Source organism: Marinobacter sp. ATCH36, from assembly GCF_023555055.1.
GTDB lineage: Bacteria > Pseudomonadota > Gammaproteobacteria > Pseudomonadales > Oleiphilaceae > Marinobacter.
Map to the genome: position 1 here is coordinate 152,598 of NZ_JAMJPL010000005.1, position 21,063 is coordinate 173,660.

12 protein-coding genes are annotated in these 21,063 nt (G+C 59.3%); 6 read left to right on the plus strand and 6 right to left on the minus strand.

What is annotated here, in order from left to right:
* Positions 1-91: 91 nt before the first annotated feature.
* Complete coding sequence (locus M8010_RS15460) at positions 92-2,167, plus strand: DUF8754 domain-containing protein (RefSeq protein ID WP_250093440.1); 2,076 nt, start codon at positions 92-94, stop codon at positions 2,165-2,167.
* A gap of 11 nt (positions 2,168-2,178) precedes the next feature.
* On the opposite strand, the gene M8010_RS15465 is transcribed toward M8010_RS15460, so the two are convergent.
* Positions 2,179-3,144: a zinc-binding metallopeptidase family protein gene (locus tag M8010_RS15465; RefSeq protein ID WP_250093441.1), complete on the minus strand. Its 966-nt coding sequence runs from the start codon at positions 3,142-3,144 to the stop codon at positions 2,179-2,181.
* A gap of 81 nt (positions 3,145-3,225) precedes the next feature.
* Positions 3,226-4,515 carry a cation:proton antiporter gene (locus M8010_RS15470; protein WP_250093442.1) on the minus strand — a complete coding sequence of 430 codons (1,290 nt, stop codon included), beginning with the start codon at positions 4,513-4,515 and terminating at the stop codon, positions 3,226-3,228.
* A gap of 193 nt (positions 4,516-4,708) precedes the next feature.
* On the opposite strand from M8010_RS15470, the gene M8010_RS15475 reads away from it, so the two are divergent.
* A complete protein-coding gene (locus M8010_RS15475) occupies positions 4,709-5,458 on the plus strand; it encodes a Crp/Fnr family transcriptional regulator (RefSeq protein WP_250093444.1) in 750 nt (249 codons plus the stop codon).
* On the opposite strand, the gene M8010_RS15480 is transcribed toward M8010_RS15475, so the two are convergent.
* The 3 genes from M8010_RS15480 to M8010_RS15490 all read right to left on the minus strand — a co-directional run bounded on the left by M8010_RS15480 (position 5,424) and on the right by M8010_RS15490 (position 7,680).
* Positions 5,424-6,284, minus strand: coding sequence for a diguanylate cyclase domain-containing protein (locus M8010_RS15480; RefSeq protein WP_250093445.1), 861 nt, complete (start codon positions 6,282-6,284; stop codon positions 5,424-5,426). The genes M8010_RS15475 and M8010_RS15480 overlap by 35 nt on opposite strands.
* 140 nt (positions 6,285-6,424) lie before the next feature.
* A complete protein-coding gene (locus tag M8010_RS15485; RefSeq protein WP_250093447.1) occupies positions 6,425-7,285 on the minus strand; it encodes an OmpA family protein in 861 nt (286 codons plus the stop codon).
* Positions 7,282-7,680, minus strand: coding sequence for a DUF4398 domain-containing protein (locus M8010_RS15490; protein WP_250093449.1), 399 nt, complete (start codon positions 7,678-7,680; stop codon positions 7,282-7,284). The genes M8010_RS15485 and M8010_RS15490 overlap by 4 nt, the downstream gene beginning before the upstream one ends.
* Positions 7,681-7,926: 246 nt before the next feature.
* Between M8010_RS15490 and M8010_RS15495 the strand changes: the two genes are divergently transcribed.
* From M8010_RS15495 to M8010_RS15510, 4 genes are all read left to right on the plus strand, one after another.
* Positions 7,927-8,553, plus strand: a complete 627-nt coding sequence (locus M8010_RS15495) for a PAS domain-containing protein (protein WP_250093451.1) — start codon at positions 7,927-7,929, stop codon at positions 8,551-8,553.
* Positions 8,553-11,081, plus strand: coding sequence for a chemotaxis protein CheB (locus M8010_RS15500; RefSeq protein ID WP_250093452.1), 2,529 nt, complete (start codon positions 8,553-8,555; stop codon positions 11,079-11,081). The genes M8010_RS15495 and M8010_RS15500 overlap by 1 nt, the downstream gene beginning before the upstream one ends.
* A gap of 160 nt (positions 11,082-11,241) precedes the next feature.
* Positions 11,242-11,754 carry a PRC-barrel domain-containing protein gene (locus M8010_RS15505; protein ID WP_250093454.1) on the plus strand — a complete coding sequence of 171 codons (513 nt, stop codon included), beginning with the start codon at positions 11,242-11,244 and terminating at the stop codon, positions 11,752-11,754.
* Between the two features lie 87 nt (positions 11,755-11,841).
* Positions 11,842-12,108 carry a GlsB/YeaQ/YmgE family stress response membrane protein gene (locus M8010_RS15510; RefSeq protein WP_250093455.1) on the plus strand — a complete coding sequence of 89 codons (267 nt, stop codon included), beginning with the start codon at positions 11,842-11,844 and terminating at the stop codon, positions 12,106-12,108.
* Positions 12,109-12,226: 118 nt separating this feature from the next.
* On the opposite strand, the gene M8010_RS15515 is transcribed toward M8010_RS15510, so the two are convergent.
* A complete protein-coding gene (locus M8010_RS15515) occupies positions 12,227-20,782 on the minus strand; it encodes a GH36-type glycosyl hydrolase domain-containing protein (protein ID WP_250093457.1) in 8,556 nt (2,851 codons plus the stop codon).
* Positions 20,783-21,063: the final 281 nt, after the last annotated feature.

Consider the following 21,063-nt stretch of genomic DNA (forward strand, 5'->3'; position numbering starts at 1 on the left):
ACGCTCTGGAATTTGATCTGCGCTAAGGCAGAAACCATTCCCTTGATTTAGGCTGTAAAGGATAACAAAAGGAAAAAGGGAAGACCTGTTTATGAAAACCGTTGTCAGTGTGAGCCAGGGATCCGCCGAATACGATTACGATCTGGAAACCGAGTTTCTGGGCCAGCCTTTCCGCATCATCCGTATTGGCACAGACGGTGACTTGTCCAAGGCAGAAGCGACGCTGGAATCCGTGCATTCCCAGGCAGACGCCATCGGCCTGAGCATGGTTCACGACCATTACGAAGTGGGCCGGGAGCAGCTCGAACACCCGGATACCGCCCGATTGGAGGCCTGCGTTCCGGACAAACCGGTCACCACCGGCGCCGGGCTGAGGGCTATCCTTCAGGAATGGGCGGTTCGCCATACCCAGTCGGAATTGGGGCATTTCTTCGACAACGCCCGGGTGCTGTTCATGAACGGCCAGGCTGGCTATCGCATTGCCAGGGCGCTGTCTGAACACACCGACAACCTGTTTTTTGCGGATCCGTACATGGATTTTGGTGTTCCCAGGCTGCTGACATCAATCAAGCAGCTGGAGACCTACACGTCACTGACCGCACCCATCATGTTCCGGCCCACAGCGGTGAAGGCCGTCGAAACCCTCTTGAGGACGCCGTTGTATCGCCTTGGTGAAGGTCTGGTCAAAGGGTCTCTGCACCAGGCTGTTTCCGAAGCTCACGTGATTGTCGGCGCCATCGGAGACCTGGAGCATTTCAGCCAGAAAGAGCTGGATGGCAAGACCATCATTACCTCCCGCGTATCCGATTCCGCCCTCGACTGGATGCGGTCCCGGCGCGTCGCCATGGTGGTGGACTACAGCCCCTGGCTGGAAGGCAGGCCAGTGGGTGTCAACGTGATGGAGGCAATGATCAGCGCCGCACTTGCCCGCACACCGGATCAACTGGGGCCGGATGACTTTCTGGATGTCATTCAGAGCCTTGGCATCGAACCCCGCATTCTGTACCCGAATGGCTATCGCCGGGTGAACCGCTTTGCCTTCGTGATTCATCCGCTGTCACAGCAGTACCTGACCAAAACACCGCCCCTGGACTGGATTGCCAGCGTGTCGCCACCAATGGTGATGAACCTGGTTGAAAAAGCCGTGGCCTACACGCCGCCGTTCATTTACTCGAAAGTGTCAGGCATCAGATCGCCTGCCGGTGACGAAGTCGAGGGCTGGCTGATTACGGTGGGTGGTACCCCAAAAGAAATCATGGCCCATGACCCTGAGTTCACCTATGCGCGATTACTGCAGGCAGCGAAACTTGCGAAAAAACTGGGGGCCCAGGTTATGGGTCTCGGTGCATTTACCAAGGTAGTGGGTGATGCAGGCATTACGGTGGCCAAGCGCGCGCCCCTGCCGATCACCACCGGTAACAGCTACAGTGCCTCCGGCGCGCTCTGGGCGGCCCACGATGCCATGAAGAGGATAGGGCGGGTAACCATCGGCCCAAGTGGTAAAGCGGCGGGCAAGGCCATGGTGGTCGGTGCCACCGGTGCCATTGGGTCTGTGTGTGCGCGTCTGCTGGCCAAAGCCGTGGATGAAATCTATCTGGCCGCACCGGAGCCGGCAAAGCTGCTGGCCCTTAAAGAGAGCATTGAACAGGAAACCCCGGGCGCTATCGTTCATGTCGCCGGCTCTGCCGAGCGGGATCTGGCAGACATGGACATGATCGTTACGGCCACATCCGGCGCCGGTAAACGTATCCTGGACATCATGAAAGTGAAACCCGGCTGCGTGATCACCGACGTGGCGCGGCCATTGGATATTTCCGCCGAAGATGTCGCCAAACGCCCGGATGTACTGGTGATCGAATCGGGTGAGATTCAATTGCCGGGTGAAGTGCGTATGAAGGACATTGGCCTGCCAAAAGGCATTGCCTATGCCTGCCTGGCAGAAACCATTGTTCTGGCCCTGGAAGCACGGTTCGAAAACTTTACCCTGGGCCGCAACATTGAGTGGGAGAAAGTGCGGGAAATCTACAAGCTGGGCCTGAAACACGGTATGAAACTGGCCGCCATCTCCGGGGTGAACGGGGTGTTCACCGAGGAAGATTTTGAAAGGGTCCGCACCCTGGCGGCCAGCAAAGATATTCAGGCAGAGGGATCAACCACGCCGGCGTAACGCACCTCGCGTTAAAGCCCCTGAGCACCCCTGCGCAGCCAGTCGTGCACGAAGGCAAGCTTATGGCGGGCAAAGCTGGACAGCACGAACGGATAAAGGTCCGACAACCCCATGGATCGGTTGACATGGTTCACGCCCACGGCAATTGAAGCCGCAATGTGAATAAGGCGCTGGGCATCAGGCTCTGAGTAGGGGTCCCAACCGGGGCCCGGTACTTCGGATGACGTCAGGCCTGAGGCAAAAAAGCTGTCGGTCAGGTCTGTCAGGTGGAGCAGATGAGCAGCCGTTTCCGCCCAGTCCTCATGAGGATGGGCGGAGGCATAGCTGGTCAGGTAATACTGTTTCCAGTCCTGCGGCGGCCCGTTCTCGTAGTGGTGCTGTAACGCACCGGGATAGCTCATTCGCTCATCCCCAAACATTTCCCGGAAGGCATCCAGAAAGTCCTCCCGCAGGCTCAGACGCCACCAGAGCATATGGGCGACCTCATGGCGCATATGGCCGATCATCGTCCTGTATGGTTCGTCAAGCGCCTCGCGGCGGGCTGTGCGTAGCACCGGGTCTGCCTCGGCCACGCTGATTGTGACCACGCCCTGGGCATGGCCCATGGGAACAGGGGTAGGTCCCTCGGCAAGCATGTGAAAAACTGGCCTGGCGCCCGGATCTTCGGGCCGAAACCAGTGCCAGCGCCCCAGGTTATCAAGCATCCAGCGTTTGGCGGCTTCGGTTTGCGCCCAGTTGGGCATGGCATTGGGAATGGACGGATCCGGCGCCAGCGCAGTCATGGCACAGGAGCGACAGAAGGCACCTTGTTCGGGAGCAATCCAGTTACAGCCAATCACATTCCGGTTGGCACAGAATGGGGGCATGGGCAGGAAAGCCCTTGCCTGGGGGTCATAAGCAACAGGGGTTCCGTCAGCGGTGGCAAGATTATCAAACCAGAGTGAGCCGGAACCGACCGGGTTGGCGAAAACGCGCATAAATAAGTCATCCAGCTAAGTGAAATTCGAGTATAGGAACTACCGGTGCCCGGTGTCCAATACAGTGGAAGGCCGGGCGCACTATTCCTGCTTTCGCGAAGGCCAGAAGTGGGCAATGGCAGGCTTCACGCTAATGCCATGAACCAGTATCGACAAAGCTACCACCACCAGTGTCAGGTGAATTAACTCCAGAGCTATGCTCTCTGGCAGACCATGTTGGATGGCATACATCAGATAATAGAGCGAGCCAATACCTCTAACACCGAACCAACCGGCCATGTTCCGCAAGCGCATTGGCTCCTTGCTCGCCAGCAAGCCCAGATGAACACTGACAGGACGAGCGACGAAGAACAGAAATGCGGCAAAGCCCACAGCTCGCAAACTCCAGGAGTCCCAGAAAAGCGATCCGCCGATCAACAGGACCAGCACGATCTCAGCCAGTTTTTCGAGATGCTCGTTGAACACCAGTGAGCTCTGGTGAATGTGCGCGATGGGTTGTGGTTTATCACCGGGTTGTGCTTCGCCAGATGTGGCGCTTGAATAGCTTTGTTTGAGGCCGGTCAGCTTCAGTTCAGTGTGCCTCAAGGCGACGGCTGCGCTGAATACCGCCAGAAACCCCCAGGCCTCCACCAGCAGGCTGATGCCATAGGCAAAGGCAATCAACCCAAGGCCAAGAAAACTTTCCATAAACTCAGTGCCGGCATAGGTTGTGCGCATTTTCTGAACCAGCCAGCCAACACCAATGCCGGTCAAAATACCAATGCCAATGCCCGCGCCGCTGGCCCAGACCACATCCAGCATAATCCAGCGCCAGCCGGCATCGCCGAGGTCGTGCAGGCCCAGCAAGCCAAGACCCAGCATCACAAAAGGAAAAGCGCTACCGTCGTTGATGCCGGCCTCGCAGGTCAGCCCGAACCGCAGTTGGTCCGGATCATCCGCATGCCGAATCTGAACCTCTGTGGCCAACACGGGGTCCGTGGGGGCCACTACCGCACCCAGTAAAACGGCGGCGCCAAGAGGCAAGGCGAGCCAGTAATAACCAAAGAGCGCTACCAGGGTTACGGTCAGCGTCATTGAAACAACGGCTAGCCTCAGCGGCGTGCGCCAACGCTTGAAGGTGACCGGAGCGGGCATCTTCACACCGGTGCAGTAGAGCGAAATCAGCACCGCGATTTCTGTCAGCAATTCCAGCAATGCTGACTCTTCCAGCGGATTGAAATGAAACAGGTTGAACCCCATCGGCCCGACCACGAACCCGAAAAGCAGATAAACAATGGCCGATGTGGCGGGAACGGTTTTGATATAGGAAGCGGTAAAGCCCACTACCAGCAGCAGTGAGCCAAGCAGGATAAACCAGGTGGCAGTGGTCATAAGTGACTTATTGGCGAAAAATGTTGCGTAAGGTCACAGGAAAACCCGTGCCGATCCAATCAGTAAATACCAGTGTGCAATTGCTTTCATGTTAAACTAATATTTGTTAAATCCAGTGAAAACGTCGGGCAGTTCAGGCAGTCACCAGACAGGTAGTGTTCTCACTAATCCCAATGCCGAAAAAGAGCCTAAAATGCTTGATGCACTTGACCCACTGCAGAACAGGCTGCTTGCAGCGCTGTCTGAAGACGCCCGCGCGCGTATATTCCCGAAACTGAAACTGATCGAATTGTCCCTCGGGGACGTGATTTACGAGTCTCACCAACCCATTGAATACGTTTACTTTCCCGTCGACTGTATTATTTCTTTGCTTTACGTGATGGTGAATGGCGCTTCCGCCGAAATTTCCGTAGTGGGCAAGGAGGGCATGGCTGGCGTCGCGGTTGTCATGGGTGGCGAAAGCACGCCAAACCGGTTGGTTGTGCAAAGCCCCGGCCATGCCTATCGACTGCCTGCCGCTCATCTGAAACAAGAGTTCAATAATTATTGCGAGATACGCATCATCACCTTGCGCTTTACCCAGGCCCTGATCACCCAGATGTCTCAAACCGCCGTCTGCAATCGTCATCACTCCATCGACCAGCAATTATGCCGCTGGTTGCTGTTGTCACTGGACCGTCTGGAAGGCAACCAACTCAATATGACCCAGGATCTGATTGCCAATATGCTCGGCGTACGCCGCGAGGGCGTAACCGAAGCCGCGGGCAAGCTTCAGAAACTGGGTGTTATTGAGTATCACCGTGGGCATATCACCGTGCTTGACCGTGCGACACTGGAATCGCTTAGCTGCGAGTGCTACGGCGTGGTCAAACGGGAGACCCGCCGCCTGGAATCAGATATGTCAAGCTCTAAATGGAGCTCTTCTGGTATTTCCCGGTCTTGACCCGGTACATGGCGGCATCCGCATGAGGTAACAACGCCTCAAGGGTTTCGCCGTCGTTCGGAAACAGGCTGACACCGACACTGAGCGTGAGCGACGCCCAATGGCCTTCCTGCCGCAACAGCTCGCTGGCTGACTCGCGCACCTTGTCGACCACCGCAAACGCCTGCTCATGTTCAGTGAGGTCGCTTAACAGCACCACAAATTCGTCACCACCGTGGCGGCATACATGATCCGTGGAGCGCACGCAGCCCAGCAGTTTCTGACCCAGTGCCTGCAAAATGGAGTCGCCAACGCTGTGCCCCAGGGTGTCGTTTACTTCCTTGAAGTTGTTCAGATCGATGAACAGCATCACCATTTTCTTTTCATGCCGCCGGGCCAGCGCTGACGCCTGCTCGAAGCGCTCGGCAAAGGCATAGCGGTTGAGCAGGCCAGTGAGGGAATCATGTTGCGCCATGTACGCCATTCTGGCCGTATTTTCAGCGGAATAGCGGGAATCGTGAAACTTGACCAGGGCGCCGTTTACTTCGCCGTTTGCGTTGAGCAGTGGTGTGGCAGCATCCTCGATCGCCAGCTCACGGCCGTCGCGTGTTTTCAGCAAAGCACTGTTGTGCAATGCCACGGGCGTACCGGTATCCATGACATGACGTGCGAGATTGGCCCGGGTCACCCGGGAGGTTACGTCAATGACCTGAAATATCGCCTCCAACGGCTGCCCGAGCGCCTCCTGGCGGCTGAAACCGGTAAGGGTCTCAGCCGCCGTGTTCATGTAGATAATGTTCGCGCAGGTATCCGTTGCCAGCACACCATCGCCAACAAAATCCAGCATTGCGTACGCCTGCGCTGCCTCATTAACACAATAGGTACTCTCACGGGCGGCTCTAAGCTTTGCACCTTTTCGATCACCGTTCCGGATAGCAGGGGGTGCGAAATCAACCGCTCTGAAGGAACTCAACATCCGCCTGCTCCCTAGTTCTCAATAATGACTTCAACACGACGGTTCTGCTGGCGACCCGTGGCGGACTCGTTGCTGGCCACAGGTCGTTCGAGGCCGAGGCCCGACACGTTGAGCCGGCGGCTCTGCACACCATGGTCGATCAGGTAACGACGGACCGATTCGGCTCTCTGCAGGGACAGATTCTGGTTGAACTGCGCACTGCCGATGTTGTCGGTGTGGCCTTCAATCAGAACGCCTTTTTCCGGATACTTGTTGAGAAAGTCCACCAGCTTTTCCAGGTTGCGGTTGGAGCCGCCCTGCAGCTCGGCGCTGCCGGTGGCAAACAATACGTCACCCAGAGTGAGCACCAGGCCCCGTTCGGTGGCTTCTGCCTCAAGCTCGTCGATCTGCCTCTGCATTTCTTCGGCCTCTTTTGCGGACATGGCTGCGGCCGCAACCTCAGAGCTGCGGGCACTGTCTGCGTCTGCGCGGGCTGCGTCTGCCTCACGGGTGCGGGCTGCCAGCCTGGCGGCATCGCGTTGCTCACCCATGCGTTCCCGCTCCACTTCCATCTGCCGGGTTGTGCCCGTTGCCCGGGCGATTTCCACCATGCGGTCTGCCATATAAACACGGTGGTCGGACAACGCGGTTTCGTCGTTATCAAGGGGCTGTTCTGCAAGCTCTACTGCCGCTTCGGCGTCACGCAGTTCGATACGCGCGTTACGGGCCATTTCAGGGTTGCGTTGCAGTTCTGTCAGTTTTTCACGCACCTCAAGTGCGGCGGGCGGGGTTTCTGGGGCCATGGCGCATGCGGTCAGCAAAAATGTAGACAGCACAATGGTGGCGCCGGTTTTGCCGCCAAACGGTTTTTTCAATAGCGATATAGTGTTCATTTCTGCTCTCCCTGGCGATCCATTTCCACATCCAGGGCATCGGCGCCACGCCCCATTTCACGATTGATTTCCGCCGCCTTGGCGGCTTCTGTTCTTGCAACCGCAAGCTTCGCTGCCACGCGGGCTTGCTGAGCCATCCGGTCTGCCTCGGTCATGGCTTCTTCGGCAACCGCCTTCTCCGCCATAACGAGCTTTGCACGGGCTTCTTCCAACTCGGCACCCGCGTATTGCCGGGCGTCTGCCTGTTCAGCTCTGGCGATTGCGTCTCTGGCAGCGTTTAACGAATCGGTTGGCGGTAACGGTGCCGAGGCACAGGCAACCAGAAACGACGTCAGGGCGAGTGTACAAAGAAGAGGTATTCGGTGGTTCAGAAAGGTTGCAGAAAAGTATTTCATGGTATTGCTCCCTGTTAATTCGGAGCTGCCCGTCACCCCAGGAGGGTACAGGCACTGACGAACCGGATTGGCTCGCAGATTCTCCTTATTTCACCCAATTTAACAATTGGAGACCAGGGTTTCGGTACGCTATCGCACACAGGATGCTGAATGTCGCTATTGCGTTTCAGCCCCTGTCTAAAGCGTGTTTCGCACGGTAGTATGGAAGCTGTTTAAGGCGATAAGCCCCAACAAAAGGAAAGGCTGATGACTACCAGTGGTGAAAGTTCTTGGGAGGAAAACCGGGCCCAGCTCCGCGTAAATGCCGAAGAGCTGATTCGGGACGGCGCTGCCACGGCTGCAAAAATGGGGGGTGGGGCCCTGGGCGTTGATGCGCTGGCGCTTTTATATCGTCGGGCCGGTGATCCTGACTTTGCTGCCGATGCGCTGAAGCTTCTCCATGAACTGCAGACTCATCAGGTGGAGCTCGACCTTCTGCTTGAACAGCTCCAGGCCAGTGAAACCGAACTCACCGAAGAACTGGCCCGTTACCAGTCGCTTTATCAACTCGCTCCGGTTGCTTACCTGGTTGTAGCGCGCGACGGCCGGGTGATTGAAAGCAACGCCGCCGCAGGCACGCTGTTGGGTTTTGCCGCGGAACATTCTGACGAGCAGACGCTGACCCAATACCTGGCATCACCGGGGCGGGCAGATGTGGCCAACCTGATAGAGACACTGGAGGTGCCGGGCACGGTTGCAACCTGTGTGGCACAACTGGCTGGCCACCCCGATTTACAGGTTTCAATCAGCGCCAGCGTCACCCCATCCGGAGATAAGGTCATGGTGGTGGTTTCTCATTGCCAGGCTCCGGACAAGAATCCCGCCCGGTCCTAATGCGCATTGTCGGAATCGGAGCCTCCGCCGGCGGCCTGACAGCACTTGAAGAGTTTCTGCGCCATACGCCAACAGACACTGGCATGGCGTTTATCGTTGTACAGCATCTGGACCCCACGCAAAAAGCCCTGTTACCGGAGTTGTTGCAGCGCGTGACCACCATGCCCGTGCAGGAAGCCGTGCAAGACGCGGAGATTCTGGCCAACTGTGTCTATGTCATACCCTCCAACGCGGAATTGACGGTGGAGAAGGGTCGGCTGAAACTTGACCAACCCCGGGAGCCCCGGGGCATGCGCCTGCCCATTAATGTGTTGTTTTCATCCCTGGCCAGTGCCCGCAACGAGCGGGCGATTGCTGTGGTGCTTTCCGGCATGGGCTCTGATGGCACACTGGGCCTGCAGGCCATCCGGGCTACAGGTGGCCTGGCGGTTGTGCAGGAACCTGGCTCTGCGGAGTTCGACGCCATGCCGCGAAGTGCCATTGCCACCGGTTGCGCAGACATAATTGCTCCGGCCAATGAGTTGCCTGGCCTCATACTCGCCTACACCAAACGTGTGACCGAGCCCGACCAGGCTGGGCCATCGGCGAAATTGATGGAGCCGATCAAGGCCATTACCGCCATACTGCATCACCAGACCCGGCACGACTTTTCCCTGTACAAGCCCAGCACCCTGTTGCGCAGAATCGAACGCCGTATGGCGATTCATGGCATTGCAACCCTGCCTGATTATGCGCGATACCTGGAAAACAACGACCAGGAAGTAAAGCTGTTGTTCAAAGAGATGCTAATCGGGGTGACGTCTTTTTTCCGCGATGCCGAAGCCTGGGAGTACCTGTGCGAGCATGCGCTTGAGCCCCTGATCGGGCAACTCGAACCCGGCGCTGGCCTGAGGGCGTGGGTGGTGGGCTGTTCTACCGGCGAAGAGGCCTATTCGCTGGCCATGGTGTTCACGGAAGCATTGGAACGTTTGCAGCCCGGCAAGCATGTCAGCTTCCAGATTTTTGCCTCGGACCTGAGCCTGGAAGCCATCACCGTGGCCCGGGCGGGTCAGTACCCCGCCAGTATCGAAGGCCAGGTATCCGGGCAGCGCCTTGCCCGGTTCTTCACAAAAGACGACAACCATTACCGGATCAACCAGACCATTCGCGACAAGGTTCTGTTCGCCCAGCATGATGTCATTCTGGACCCGCCCTTTACCAAACTCGACCTGCTGGCCTGCCGCAACCTGCTGATCTACTTTGACCCCATGCTGCAGCGCCGGCTTCTGCCGCTGTTTCACTACAGCCTGCGGGACAAAGGCCTGCTGATGTTGGGCAACTCGGAAACCGTGGGCAGGTTGAACCACCTGTTTGAGCCGCTGAAGCAAAGACTGCGGATTTACCAAAGGTTGCCCCACGATTCCATCAGTGGCTCCAGCTTTCTGTTGAAATCGTTTCCACCCCTTTCCACTCTATCCAGGGAGCAGCCCATGTCGGCGTCCACCTTTCCCTCCAAAGGCAGCCAAAGTCTGCAGACTGCCGCCGACCACTTACTACTGCAAGGCTATTCACCGGCGGCTGTGGTGCTTAACCGGGATGCCGATATCGTCTACATCAGCGGACGCACCGGTAAATACCTGGAACCAGCCGCCGGCAAAGCCAACTGGAATATCCATGCCATGGCGCGGGACGGTCTGCGTACGCCGCTTTATACGGCATTGAAACAGGCTGCCATACAGCGAGACCCGGTCGAGTTGCACAACCTGGCGGTGGAAACCGGCGCCGGCGTGCAAAAGGTGGATGTAACGGTGCAGGCACTGAGCGAACCGTCAGCCCTTAAAGGCATGACCATGGTGGTATTCCGTGACCACCCTGCAGCCGCTCGGCGCAAACGGTCGAAGCAGGCTCCGGCCACGGCGGCCGATCAGTCCGATGAAATCCTCCGTTACCAGCAGGCCATAGAGCAGTTAAGCGAAGAGGCCCGGCTTTCCAGCGAAGAACTTCAGGCCTCCAACGAAGAGCTGCAATCCACCAACGAGGAACTTCAGTCCGCCAATGAGGAACTGACGTCGTCCAAGGAAGAAATGCAGTCAATGAACGAAGAGCTGCAAACCATCAACACCGAGCTGCAAACCAAACTCGATGACCTGGCACTGGCCCAGAGCGACATGCAGAACGTGCTCAACAGCATTGAAATAGCCATTCTGTTTATGGACCAGAGCCTTAACGTGCGCCGCTATACGGCCCGGGCCGCCAGCATCATCAGCCTGCGGGAAAGCGATGTGGGGCGGCCGCTCAGCGAGCTGACCACGATACTGAAATACCCGGAACTGGAGGATGATGCCCGCAATACACTCAATACCCTGGTGGTCTCTGAAAAACAGATTGCAACCAGTGAAGGCCGCTGGTTCTCCATCCGCATCATGCCTTATCGTCGCCTTGACAACGTTATCGACGGTGTGGTCATGACCATGGTCGATATTACGGCTACCAAAGAGCTGGAGTCGAGCTTGCGGAAGGAGTCTGCGTTGCCGCCGAGTTCGCGCTAGGCTCGCTCGCCCTCGCCTTGGTGGTTTAGCGAACAGACCGGGCGGCTCTCCCGAAGTACGTTGGAACCTCATCCTGAAATTGATGTTAGGCCGTAGTTCAGATCGGTTCCGGCAATGACGCTGGTGCGGAAAAGCCCTGATGAGGTGCAAGGAGAATCCAATGAAAAAATTACATTCATTCGCGTTTTATGCATTAATGACACCGGCCATCGCGCTGGGCTCCAGTGCCGCTCTTGCTCAGCAGAGCACCGGCTCGCAAGTCGAGCAGGATCAGACTGGCGTCCAGAAAAACCAGAACGACATGAAATCCACAACCAGTACCTCGCAAACTGGTCAGTCTGGTATGAAGAAGGATCAGTCTGGCATGCAGAATAAAGGCTATATGGGTTCTGCACCGGCGAACGGCATACACGCGAGCAATTTGATTGGTGCCGAAGTGAGCACTACTGGCGACGAAGAAGTCGGCCCGGTGAATGACCTCATTATCGATCAGGACGGCAAGGTTGTTGGTATCGTGATCAGCGTAGGCGGATTCCTCGGCATGGGCGAAAAAGAAGTCGCCATTGGCTGGGACGACGTTCAGAAGTCCGGCAATGCCGATGAGATGGAGCTGCGCATTGACCAGACCCGCGAAGAACTGCAGTCTGCGCCTGAATTTGAAACACAGCAGTAAACCCGAATAAACGCAGAGGCGAAGGCCTCTGCTGTTTCAGGCATCAACAGGCGCCATGTGCGCCATCGTTTTCTAGAGGGAACCACTATGGGCATTATTATATGGTTGGTCATGGGCGGCCTGGTAGGCTGGGTTGCAAGCATGATCATGGGCACCAACGGCCAGCAGGGTATTATCCTTAACATCGTGGTTGGCATCATCGGCGCACTGATTGGCGGATGGCTGATCGGGCCACTGGTTGGCGCCGGCTCCATCAACGAGGGCATCACCGTCATGAGTTTCGTCGTGTCGCTGATCGGCGCAGTTATCCTGCTCGCTATTCTGAGGCTTATCCGGGGCAACTCTGTACGATGAGGGGTGTGGCCAGCCGCGCGGAAGAACCGCGTGGCTGGAACTCGCATCGCGTTTATGAATCCGTTGCCCTGGGGTTACTGGTGCTTGCCGTAGGCTATCAGGTTGCAAAGATGTTTCCTCACACACTGCTGATGTCCAGGTACACATCAACAAAGTGCTCTTGGCGGTCGTCGATCAGCGGAATGCGCATATCGGGTTGCTCGGTACCGTCCACCGTCACGCGGTTTACCTGCCCCGATGATTCACCCATGCATGTGACGGTGATGTGATAGACGGTGTCTCTGTAGCGGTAGTGGATCTTATAGCCATCCCAATCGGCCGGGACGCAGGGCGCAATCCGCAGATGGTCCACTTCAAGCTGTAGACCCAGCAGGGTTTCCACAGTCAGCCGGTACATCCAGCCTGCCGCCCCGGTGTACCAGGTCCAGCCTCCCCGGCCAGTGTGTGGCGACACGCCATAGATGTCCGCGCACATCACGTAGGGCTCGACCTTGTAGTGATCGATGGATTCAGGCGTGCTGCCGTGGTTCACAGGGTTGAGCATCGCGAACAGTTCCCACGCTCGCTCGGTGTCGCCCAGCATGGCAAATGCCATCGTGGTCCAGATCGCGGCATGGGTGTATTGGCCGCCATTCTCCCGCACACCGGGGATATAGCCCTTGATGTAGCCGGGCTCCAGGTCTGATTTGTCGAAGGGCGGGTCGAGCAGCTGGATGATCTGTTTGTCGCGCCGCACCAGGCGCTGGTCAACCGCCATCATCGCCTGCCGGGCCCGAAGCCTGTCGCCACCCCTGGAGATAACCGCCCAGCTCTGGCTGATAGAATCAATCTGGCATTCCTCGTTACCGGCCGAACCCAACGGAGTGCCGTTGTCGAACCAGGCGCGCCGATACCAGGCGCCATCCCAGGCCTCGGCTTCGATATTGCTCCGCAGTTGTGTCGCCTGGGTGCTGCATAACTCGGCAAAAATCTGATCATTCCGGTCGCGGGCCAGGTCGGCAAACAACTCAAGATTCTCTACCAGGAACCAGGCCAGCCAAACGCTCTCGCCACGGCCGTCCTTGCCGACGAGATTCATGCCGTCGTTCCAGTCGCCACAGCCCATCAGCGGCAGATGATGGGGGCCGAAGCTCAGGCCGTACTTGAGCGCACGCACGCAGTGCTCGTACAGGCTGGCCGCTTCAGATGAACGCTGCGGCTGGTCGTAGTAGGCCTCCTCCTCTGCATACAGTTCTCGCCCTTCCAGGAAGTGGATGGACTCGTCGAGCACCCCGGTATCGCCAGTCGCCCGCACATAGCGGCAGGTGGCATAGGGTAGCCACAAATAGTCATCAGCAAAATGAGTTCGTACGCCCTGTCCGTTGGGTGGGTGCCACCAGTGCTGCACGTCGCCTTTGAGGAACTGGCGACCGGCGTGCCGGAGTAGCTGCTGACGGGCGATCCATGGTGTTGCGTGGATCAGTGCCATGGTGTCCTGCAGCTGGTCGCGGAAACCGTAGGCACCACCCGACTGGTAGTAGCCGCTGCGTCCCCACAGCCTGCACGACAGGGTCTGATAAACCAGCCAGCCGTTGGCCAACACGTTCAGTGCCACATCCGGCGTGTCGACATTGACTGCACCCAGGGTGTGGTTCCAGTGCTCCCAAACCGCTTCCAGCGCCTGCCGCGCGCCCGCCTGACCGCCATATTGCTGGACGAGATGCCGGGCCTCGTCGGCGTTCCCAGCCGCCCCGAAGACAAAGACAATTTCATGTTCCTGGCCTGCCTCCAGTTCGACCCGGGCCTGGATCGCGGCGCACGGATCGAGACCGGCCCCGGTCCTGCCCGACAAACCCTTCCGGCGCATCGCCGCCGGATTTGCGAGCGCACCGTTGCGGCCGATGAACTCGGTGCGGTTGCCGCTAATCGACCGCTCGCGCTCGCTGGTCTGAACGAACACTACCCGGTTGGCACATTCGTGACCGTAGGCATTGCGGGCGAACAGCGCGCCCGTATGCAGATCAATCTCGGTGACAATGTGCATCAGGTTGGCGTGCCGCCACTCGCCGAGCACCAGCTCCCAGTAACCGGTAAGGGAAAGGTTGCGCGCACGGTTAGACTGGTTATGCAGCTTGACCACCAGGAACTTGACCGGTGCGTCCATAGCGACGTAGGTATACTGTTGCGAGGCGATGCCGGCCTCAAAGTGCTCAAATACGCTGTAACCGAATCCATGCCGGCACACGTAGCCGGATCGGCCGCGGGCAGGCAGCGGGGTCGGCGACCAGAATGCGCCGGTTTCCTCGTCGCGGATGTAGAGCGCCTCGCCGCTGCTGTCGGAGATCGGGTCATTGTGCCAGGGAGTCAGGCGGAATTCGTGTGCGTTTTCCACCCAGGTATAGGCGCTGCCGCTCTCACTGACGACAGTGCCAATGTGTGGGCTGGCAATTACGTTAGCCCAGGGCGCCGGCGTGGTTTGGCCGGGCTCGAGAGTGATGACGTATTCGTGGCCGTCGGGTGTGAAGCCGCCAAGGCCATTGCTGAAAATGCGCTCGCGCGGCTCCAGGGGATAAACCGTTTCGGTGCCGGCCTGCTGCGAAGGCTTGAACAGGTCTGATGGTCTTTCTGGCGACATGCGGCGATCCACCTGCTCGATCAGGGTCTCGGCGGTGTCGCTGAAGACGATGCGGGCAACGGTCTGCAGCAGTACGCGCTCGTCCTCGGAAAGCTCTTCGGCACGCCGCACGAAGATCCCGCCCGGTTTATCGATTACCTGCGCTTCGGGCCCCGCATTGATAAGCCCCATGATCAGGTCCTGCAACTCCGCCCGATAGCCGGAGAAACCCTCGTTCACGATCACCAGATCGGCGGCCAGGCCCTTCATGCGCCAATAGGCGTGCGCCTGCACCACCTGCTTGACCAGATCAATGCGGTTGAGATCGCCAATGAATAGCAGGACGATGGGCAGGTCACCGGAAATCGCAAAACGCCACAACCCGGGCTGTCCCAGCTGGTTGCGGGCGACGATATCGGGCGCCGCACGGCGCAGGGCATTGCCGTAAATGACAGAGTTGGCCAGGCGACCAAATTTCTGGGCATCGGCTTCGGTGATATTAAGGTGCCGCAGCACCTCCTGACTCTGGAACCAGGCCATCTCGAAAGCGCGCTCGACGAAATGGCGGTCGCAGTATTTCTCAAGCAGGGTCAGTGCGGCCTCCCGCGTGTCCGCGACCCCGGAAATGATCTGCACCCTCGCCGATTCATCGGGAGCCAGAGTCAGCGTGCTGCGGATTGCCACACAGGGGTCAAGCACTGCCCCCTGGGTGTTTGACAAGGTTGACGGGTGGTCTTCGCTGTCCATTACCATCGGATTGGCTGCGGTGCGGCCGCGCCCAATGAAGCGGGCCCGGTCGGTCTCACAGGATGGTTGGTCGGCGACCGAGCCCGGCGCGGCCAGCAGGTGAAACATCCAGGGCGCCTGCTCGCCTGGCGTACGGGGGCGTCGGGTGCAGAGAATTGCCCGTTGCCCGGGCAGGATTTCAGTCTGCACGAACAGATTGCTGAACGAGCGATGTGCCAGGTCCGCGTTCAGCGGCGCCAGCACCACTTCCGCGAAGCTTGTGACTTCAATGTGGCGGGTGCGGGACGACTGGTTGGTGAGCTTGACGCGACGGATCTCTACGTCGTCTTCCGGTGACACGCTGAGCTCGGTGTGCGCTTCGATCGCGTGGTCGCGCCGCCGGTACTCGGCCCGCCCCTGAACAAAAATCGCTTCGTAGTGATCCGCCGGGCGCAGGGTCGGCTGGTGCGCCGTCGACCAGTACTTCCCGTTGTCGCGGTCACGCAGGTATATGAAGGTGCCCCAGCCATCGGAGGTAGCGTCCTCACGCCAGCGGGTGACAGCCAGGTCGCGCCAACGGCTGGTGCTGCCACCGGCGTGGGTTGCCATGACGTGATAGCGGCCGTTCGATAGCAGGTGAACTTCGGGGAGTCGCGTTTCGGTGTCGGTAAACACACGCATGGTTGCGCCGGCTTCTGCACTGGGCGGGCGAGCGGCGGCAATGGCCTCGGCCGCATGCGGATGCAGGGTGTCGCCCCGCTTCGGTACCCGCTCCTGCAGCAGCAGTTCGGTTGCCCGCGCGAGCGGGTCGGACATGAAGCGGCGCTGCATTGGCTGGTTGAGCAAGACATGGGCAAAGGCCAGCAGGCTCATCCCCTGGTGGTGTGCCATGAAAGTCTTCACGATGGCGTACGGTTTGCCCCGCGGCACACGCGAGGGGGTGTAGTCGATAGCCTCGTAGAAGCCGTAGGCACCGAGGAACTCCTGACCCGCCAGAGCCTGCAGATTGCGGCAGGCTTCCCGCGGCATCACCGTCAGCGCCAGCGCGCTGGCATAAGGTGCAATCACAATATCATCGCTCAACCCGCGCTTGAGGCCGAGGCCAGGTACGCCGAAGGCCCGGTACTGGTAGACCTGATCGTAATCGGTGGCGTTGTAGCAGGACTCGGAAATCCCCCAGGGTACCGCGCGTTGACGGCCGTATTCGATCTGGCGCGACACGGCGGCCTTGCAGGTCTGATCCAGCAGGGTGCTCGGGTAGCTGGGCATTATTAGCTGCGGCATCAGGTATTCGAACATCGAGCCACTCCATGAAATCAGGCTGACGTCTCCACCATGGCTGGTCAGCAGGCGGCCGAGCCTGAACCAGTGCTTCTGCGGCACCTGTCCCTGCGCGATAAGCAGAAAACTGGCCAGGCGCGCCTCCGAAGCCAGAAGGTCGTAGCAGGCAGGATCGCGTCGGCGTTCACTGACATCGTAGCCGATGGTCAGGAGGCCACGACTGGCATCGTAGAGAAATTCGAAATCCATCTCTGCCAGCACGCCGCAACGATTCATCAGATCATCGATGAGGTCGAGCTGTGCCTGCGCGCCTGCTCCATCGGTGCGGTCGTTTGAGGCGGCCAGCTTCATCCGGGTCGGGAGCCCATCGCCCTGCCACGAATCGGGCATCAGGCTTCCGAGTTCATCACGAAGCGTACGGAACTGCTGGTCGAATGCCCGCGCCCAATAAACCAGCTCGCCATCAATGTCGACATCCACCGGCAGCCATGTAAACAAGGCCTTGTTGGTTCGCAGAATCTGGTCCAGCGCGCTGACGGCGGCAGCCAGCGTTAGCGGCTGACCTTCCTGCATGAGGTCCCCCAGGTTGCCTTGCAGCACACGGATGTGTTCCGCCAGTTCGGGGGCCGGTGAGGCAGGCAACTGGTCGGCCAATACCTGCAGGGTGTCCTGCAGGCCTTGCAACGCGCTGAACGCCAGCACCGGCTGGCTTTTCAGCTCAGCCAGCCCCGCCTGCAGGGTGAGAAGGCTGCCGGCAAGGTTGCCACTGTCCACTGAAGAGACGTATCGCGGGTGGAGCGGTTGCAGCGTTCGGGTGTTGTACCAGTTGTAAAAATGGCCGCGGTAGCGTTCCAGCCTTTCCATCGTGGTGAGGGTATTGTCGATGCGTTGCAGGCAATCTCCTACCGTGAGATAACCGAAATCCACCGCAGCCAGGTCGGCCAGCAGCGCCATGCCAATGTTGGTAGGTGAGGTTCGCGAGGCGATGGCCGGCGCAGGATAGTCCTGGAAGTTGTCGGGCGGCAGCCAGTTATCATCAGGGCCGACGAAGTCGGCGAAGTAGCGCCAGGTACGGCGGGCCGCGGCGCGCAGGAAAACCTGTTGCTCGACGCTCAGGCCCGGGCTGGGGGCGATCAGCGGCTGGCTGATCCACCAGCCGACGACGGGCGACACCAGCCACAGCAGCAGGATGGGGCCTGCGACGAGCCCTGCCGCCAATGTGCTCCCCGCCATAACCAGAGCCACGCCCACCACCACCGAAAGAGCCGGCGAAACCCACATCTCCCGGATAAAATCAGCCAGCGACCGGCATGCATTGCGGCGGGCGTAGCCGGGCAGTTGCCACATCAACAAGCCCCGTCGCGTGAACGGCATGCGTGCGCCCGAGCGCCAGATCGCTCCCAGGACAATCCGTGTGTCATAGGGCAAAAAGGCCAGGATCAGTAGAGCAAGCGCGATTGGACGGCCGGCGGACTTTCCGGTCAGGCTCAGGTGCATCAGCCAGTCACATTCTTCAGGCTTGCGAACCAGTTCGATCAGGATGGATAGCACGGGAGGCAGGAACACCACCGCAATCACCAGCAGGGTCCATACCCACACGGGGCTCGGGCCAACAAGCCATCCCCCCAGGAGCAGGGCAAGCATTGCTGGCGCCACCAGGCTGCGCCGCAGGTTGTCGAAAACCTTCCATAGCGACAGCGCCGACAGCGGATTCGCCTGCCGCTTCGAGCTGGCGTCATCTGCGCCGGGGGGCCCTGGTACTCGCGGCAGCAGCCAGCCGACAAGCTGCCAATCGCCGCGTATCCAGCGGTGGCGCCGGCTGGACTCGGTAGCGATACTGGCCGGTTGCTCCTCGATGAGGTCGACATCGGTCACCAGGGCTGAACGGGCGTAGCCGCTTTCCAGCAGGTCGTGACTGAGTATGAGGTTCTCCGGAAAGCGTCCGTCAACGGCCTTACGAAACGCATCGACATCGTAGATGCCTTTACCGATGAACGAGCCTTCTCCGAACACATCCTGGTAAACATCCGACACCTCGCGCGTATAGGGGTCGAGGCCCGAGTCACCCGCGAACAGTCTGGCAAAGCGTGACCGGCCGGCACTGGTCAGGCTGATCGAGGCGCGCGGTTGCAGGATGGCGTAGCCTTCGACGATACGGCCCCTGGCGGGGTCGTAGACCGGCCGGTTAAGTGGATGCGCCAGGTTGCCGACCAGGGTGTGTGCCGCGTCGCGAGGCAGTTGCGTATCGGTGTCCAGGGTGATGACGTACTGGATAGACGCAAGGATGGACTGATCGCCGACGATGTCCGAAAAAGCTCCCTGCCCCTCGCCCCGGAGCCGGGCGTTGAACTGCTCGAGCTTGCCGCGCTTGCGCTCGTAGCCCATCCACACCCGCTCGAACGGATTCCAAAGCCGCGGACGGTGAAACAGGTAGAAAATACAGGGGCGATCGTCGCCGTAGGTTTCGTTAAGCGTCTCGACCGCTGCGCGCGCATAGGCGAGCAAGACCGCGTCGCCGGGCAGCGTTTGCTCGGGTGCATCGGGGTAATCTGTCAGCAGGGCAAAGTACAGATTGGGATCGCGATTGCCCAGATAGCGTATTTCCAGGGCCTCGATCAGCTGATCGACCTCCTGTCGGCTACCCAGCAGGGTGGGTACCACCACCATGCTGCGGTGATCGGCGGGAATACCCTGTGAGAAATCCAATCGTGGTAATGCCCGGGGTGGCAAGAGCAGCGTTACCGCCAGGTTCACCAGCGCGATCGCCAGCGCCGAGGCGCTAATCATGGCAGTGATTGCAAAAAACCAGTAGCGCCAGTCAGAGGGCGCGAATCCGTCAAGCGGGTAAAGTACGCCAGCTGTCGTGAGCAAAGTCAGCAACAGAATAAGGCCCAGGTATAGGGGCAGGCGGACAGGCCAGCTCGCCCGTTTCAGGCGGGTCGTCAATGACGGGCGGCAGCCGACTGCGTGCTCCAGATGCGGGCGTCCCCGGTCGACCAGATAGTAGCCGACATGCGCGCTGCGGTCGTGGCGGCCCCGTTGCGCGGCAGTCGCCTGCGCGAGAACAACGGCTTCCCGTGCCACCGCCATTTCGTTACACCCGCTGCCCCGGGCGACGTCCTCGATGACGTGCCGGTAGCGGTCGCGGGTAGCGAAATCCTGGCGTGCGTGCTCTCCGGAGGGGTCTTCGCGCAAGGTTTTTTCCACGACACTGAGCGACTCGACGTAATCCTTCCAGTCCATGGCGCCGATGAAGCGCAGGCTGCCAATGCTGTTGGCGATGGATATCTGGTTGGCCGCGGCCGTCCGTCCGGCTGCCTCCGACAACTTCGTTGCAGTCGTACCCTGTTCGCGCAGTTTGTGCTCGACCCAGGTTTGCACGAAATCCATGGCAGGCCCCTGCGCCTGGAGCCGGTCATAAAACTCTTCCACAAACGACGCTGTCAGCGGTATATCGGCATGGGCAAACTCGGCCAGCAACTGGATCAGCAGCTTCGGTTCGCTTTCGGCCGCGGCGAGCATGCGGTCCGCCCACCGGATAGCAGCGTCGCGCTCCTCGCGCCGTTGGGCGATGCGCACGCCGACGCGGCGCAGATTTTCCAACAGCGCCAGCTTCAGCATGATGGGGAAAGCCCACAACTCGCCCAGCTTCAGGGGCTCCACGGTCTGGTAGGCGGCGACGAATTCGGTGACGTTGTCGCGGTCGACGCGACCGTCCATGTGGGAAATCAGTTCCAGCGCCAAGTCGTAGATACGGGGGAAACCGGCCGCCTGGCCATCTGCCAGACGCGGCAATTGCCGACTGTACCCGCGCGGAAGATGTCGCCGTGCCAGGCTGATCTGCTGCTCGATCAGATAGAAGTTGTCGAGCAGCCAGGCCTCGGTGGGTACGATCCTTTGCCCCGCCGTTACCGCTTCCGTGACGACGTCGTAGGCCGCCAACAGAACACGGGCATTGTCCGCCAGACGCGAAAGTAACCTGTCCGCACCCGGGTGCGGATCGATTTGATGCTGCTCCCCCAGGGTCACCGCATGACGCTTCAGTTGCTCAATGCTGAACAACTCCGCGCGCAATACCTCGGTATCCCGGTCAAGGCGAAGCCCATTCCCAGTGCGGGTCAAAAATCTGAACACATTGATGGTTATTGCTCCTTGATAATCCCTTTCGAGACTATGTAAGAAGTGCTCCCCGGTCGGTGCAGTAACACACATAAGAAGCCTGAGTGGGATAGCGCACGGTGACCGCGAGGTGGCAGGCGTAGGCTTTATTGGCTGATGCCCGTTGACAGGCTGAGAGATAGCGCTTATCGCATAGCAGTATCAGATAGCGGGCGTTCCTTATGATTCTTTCTACT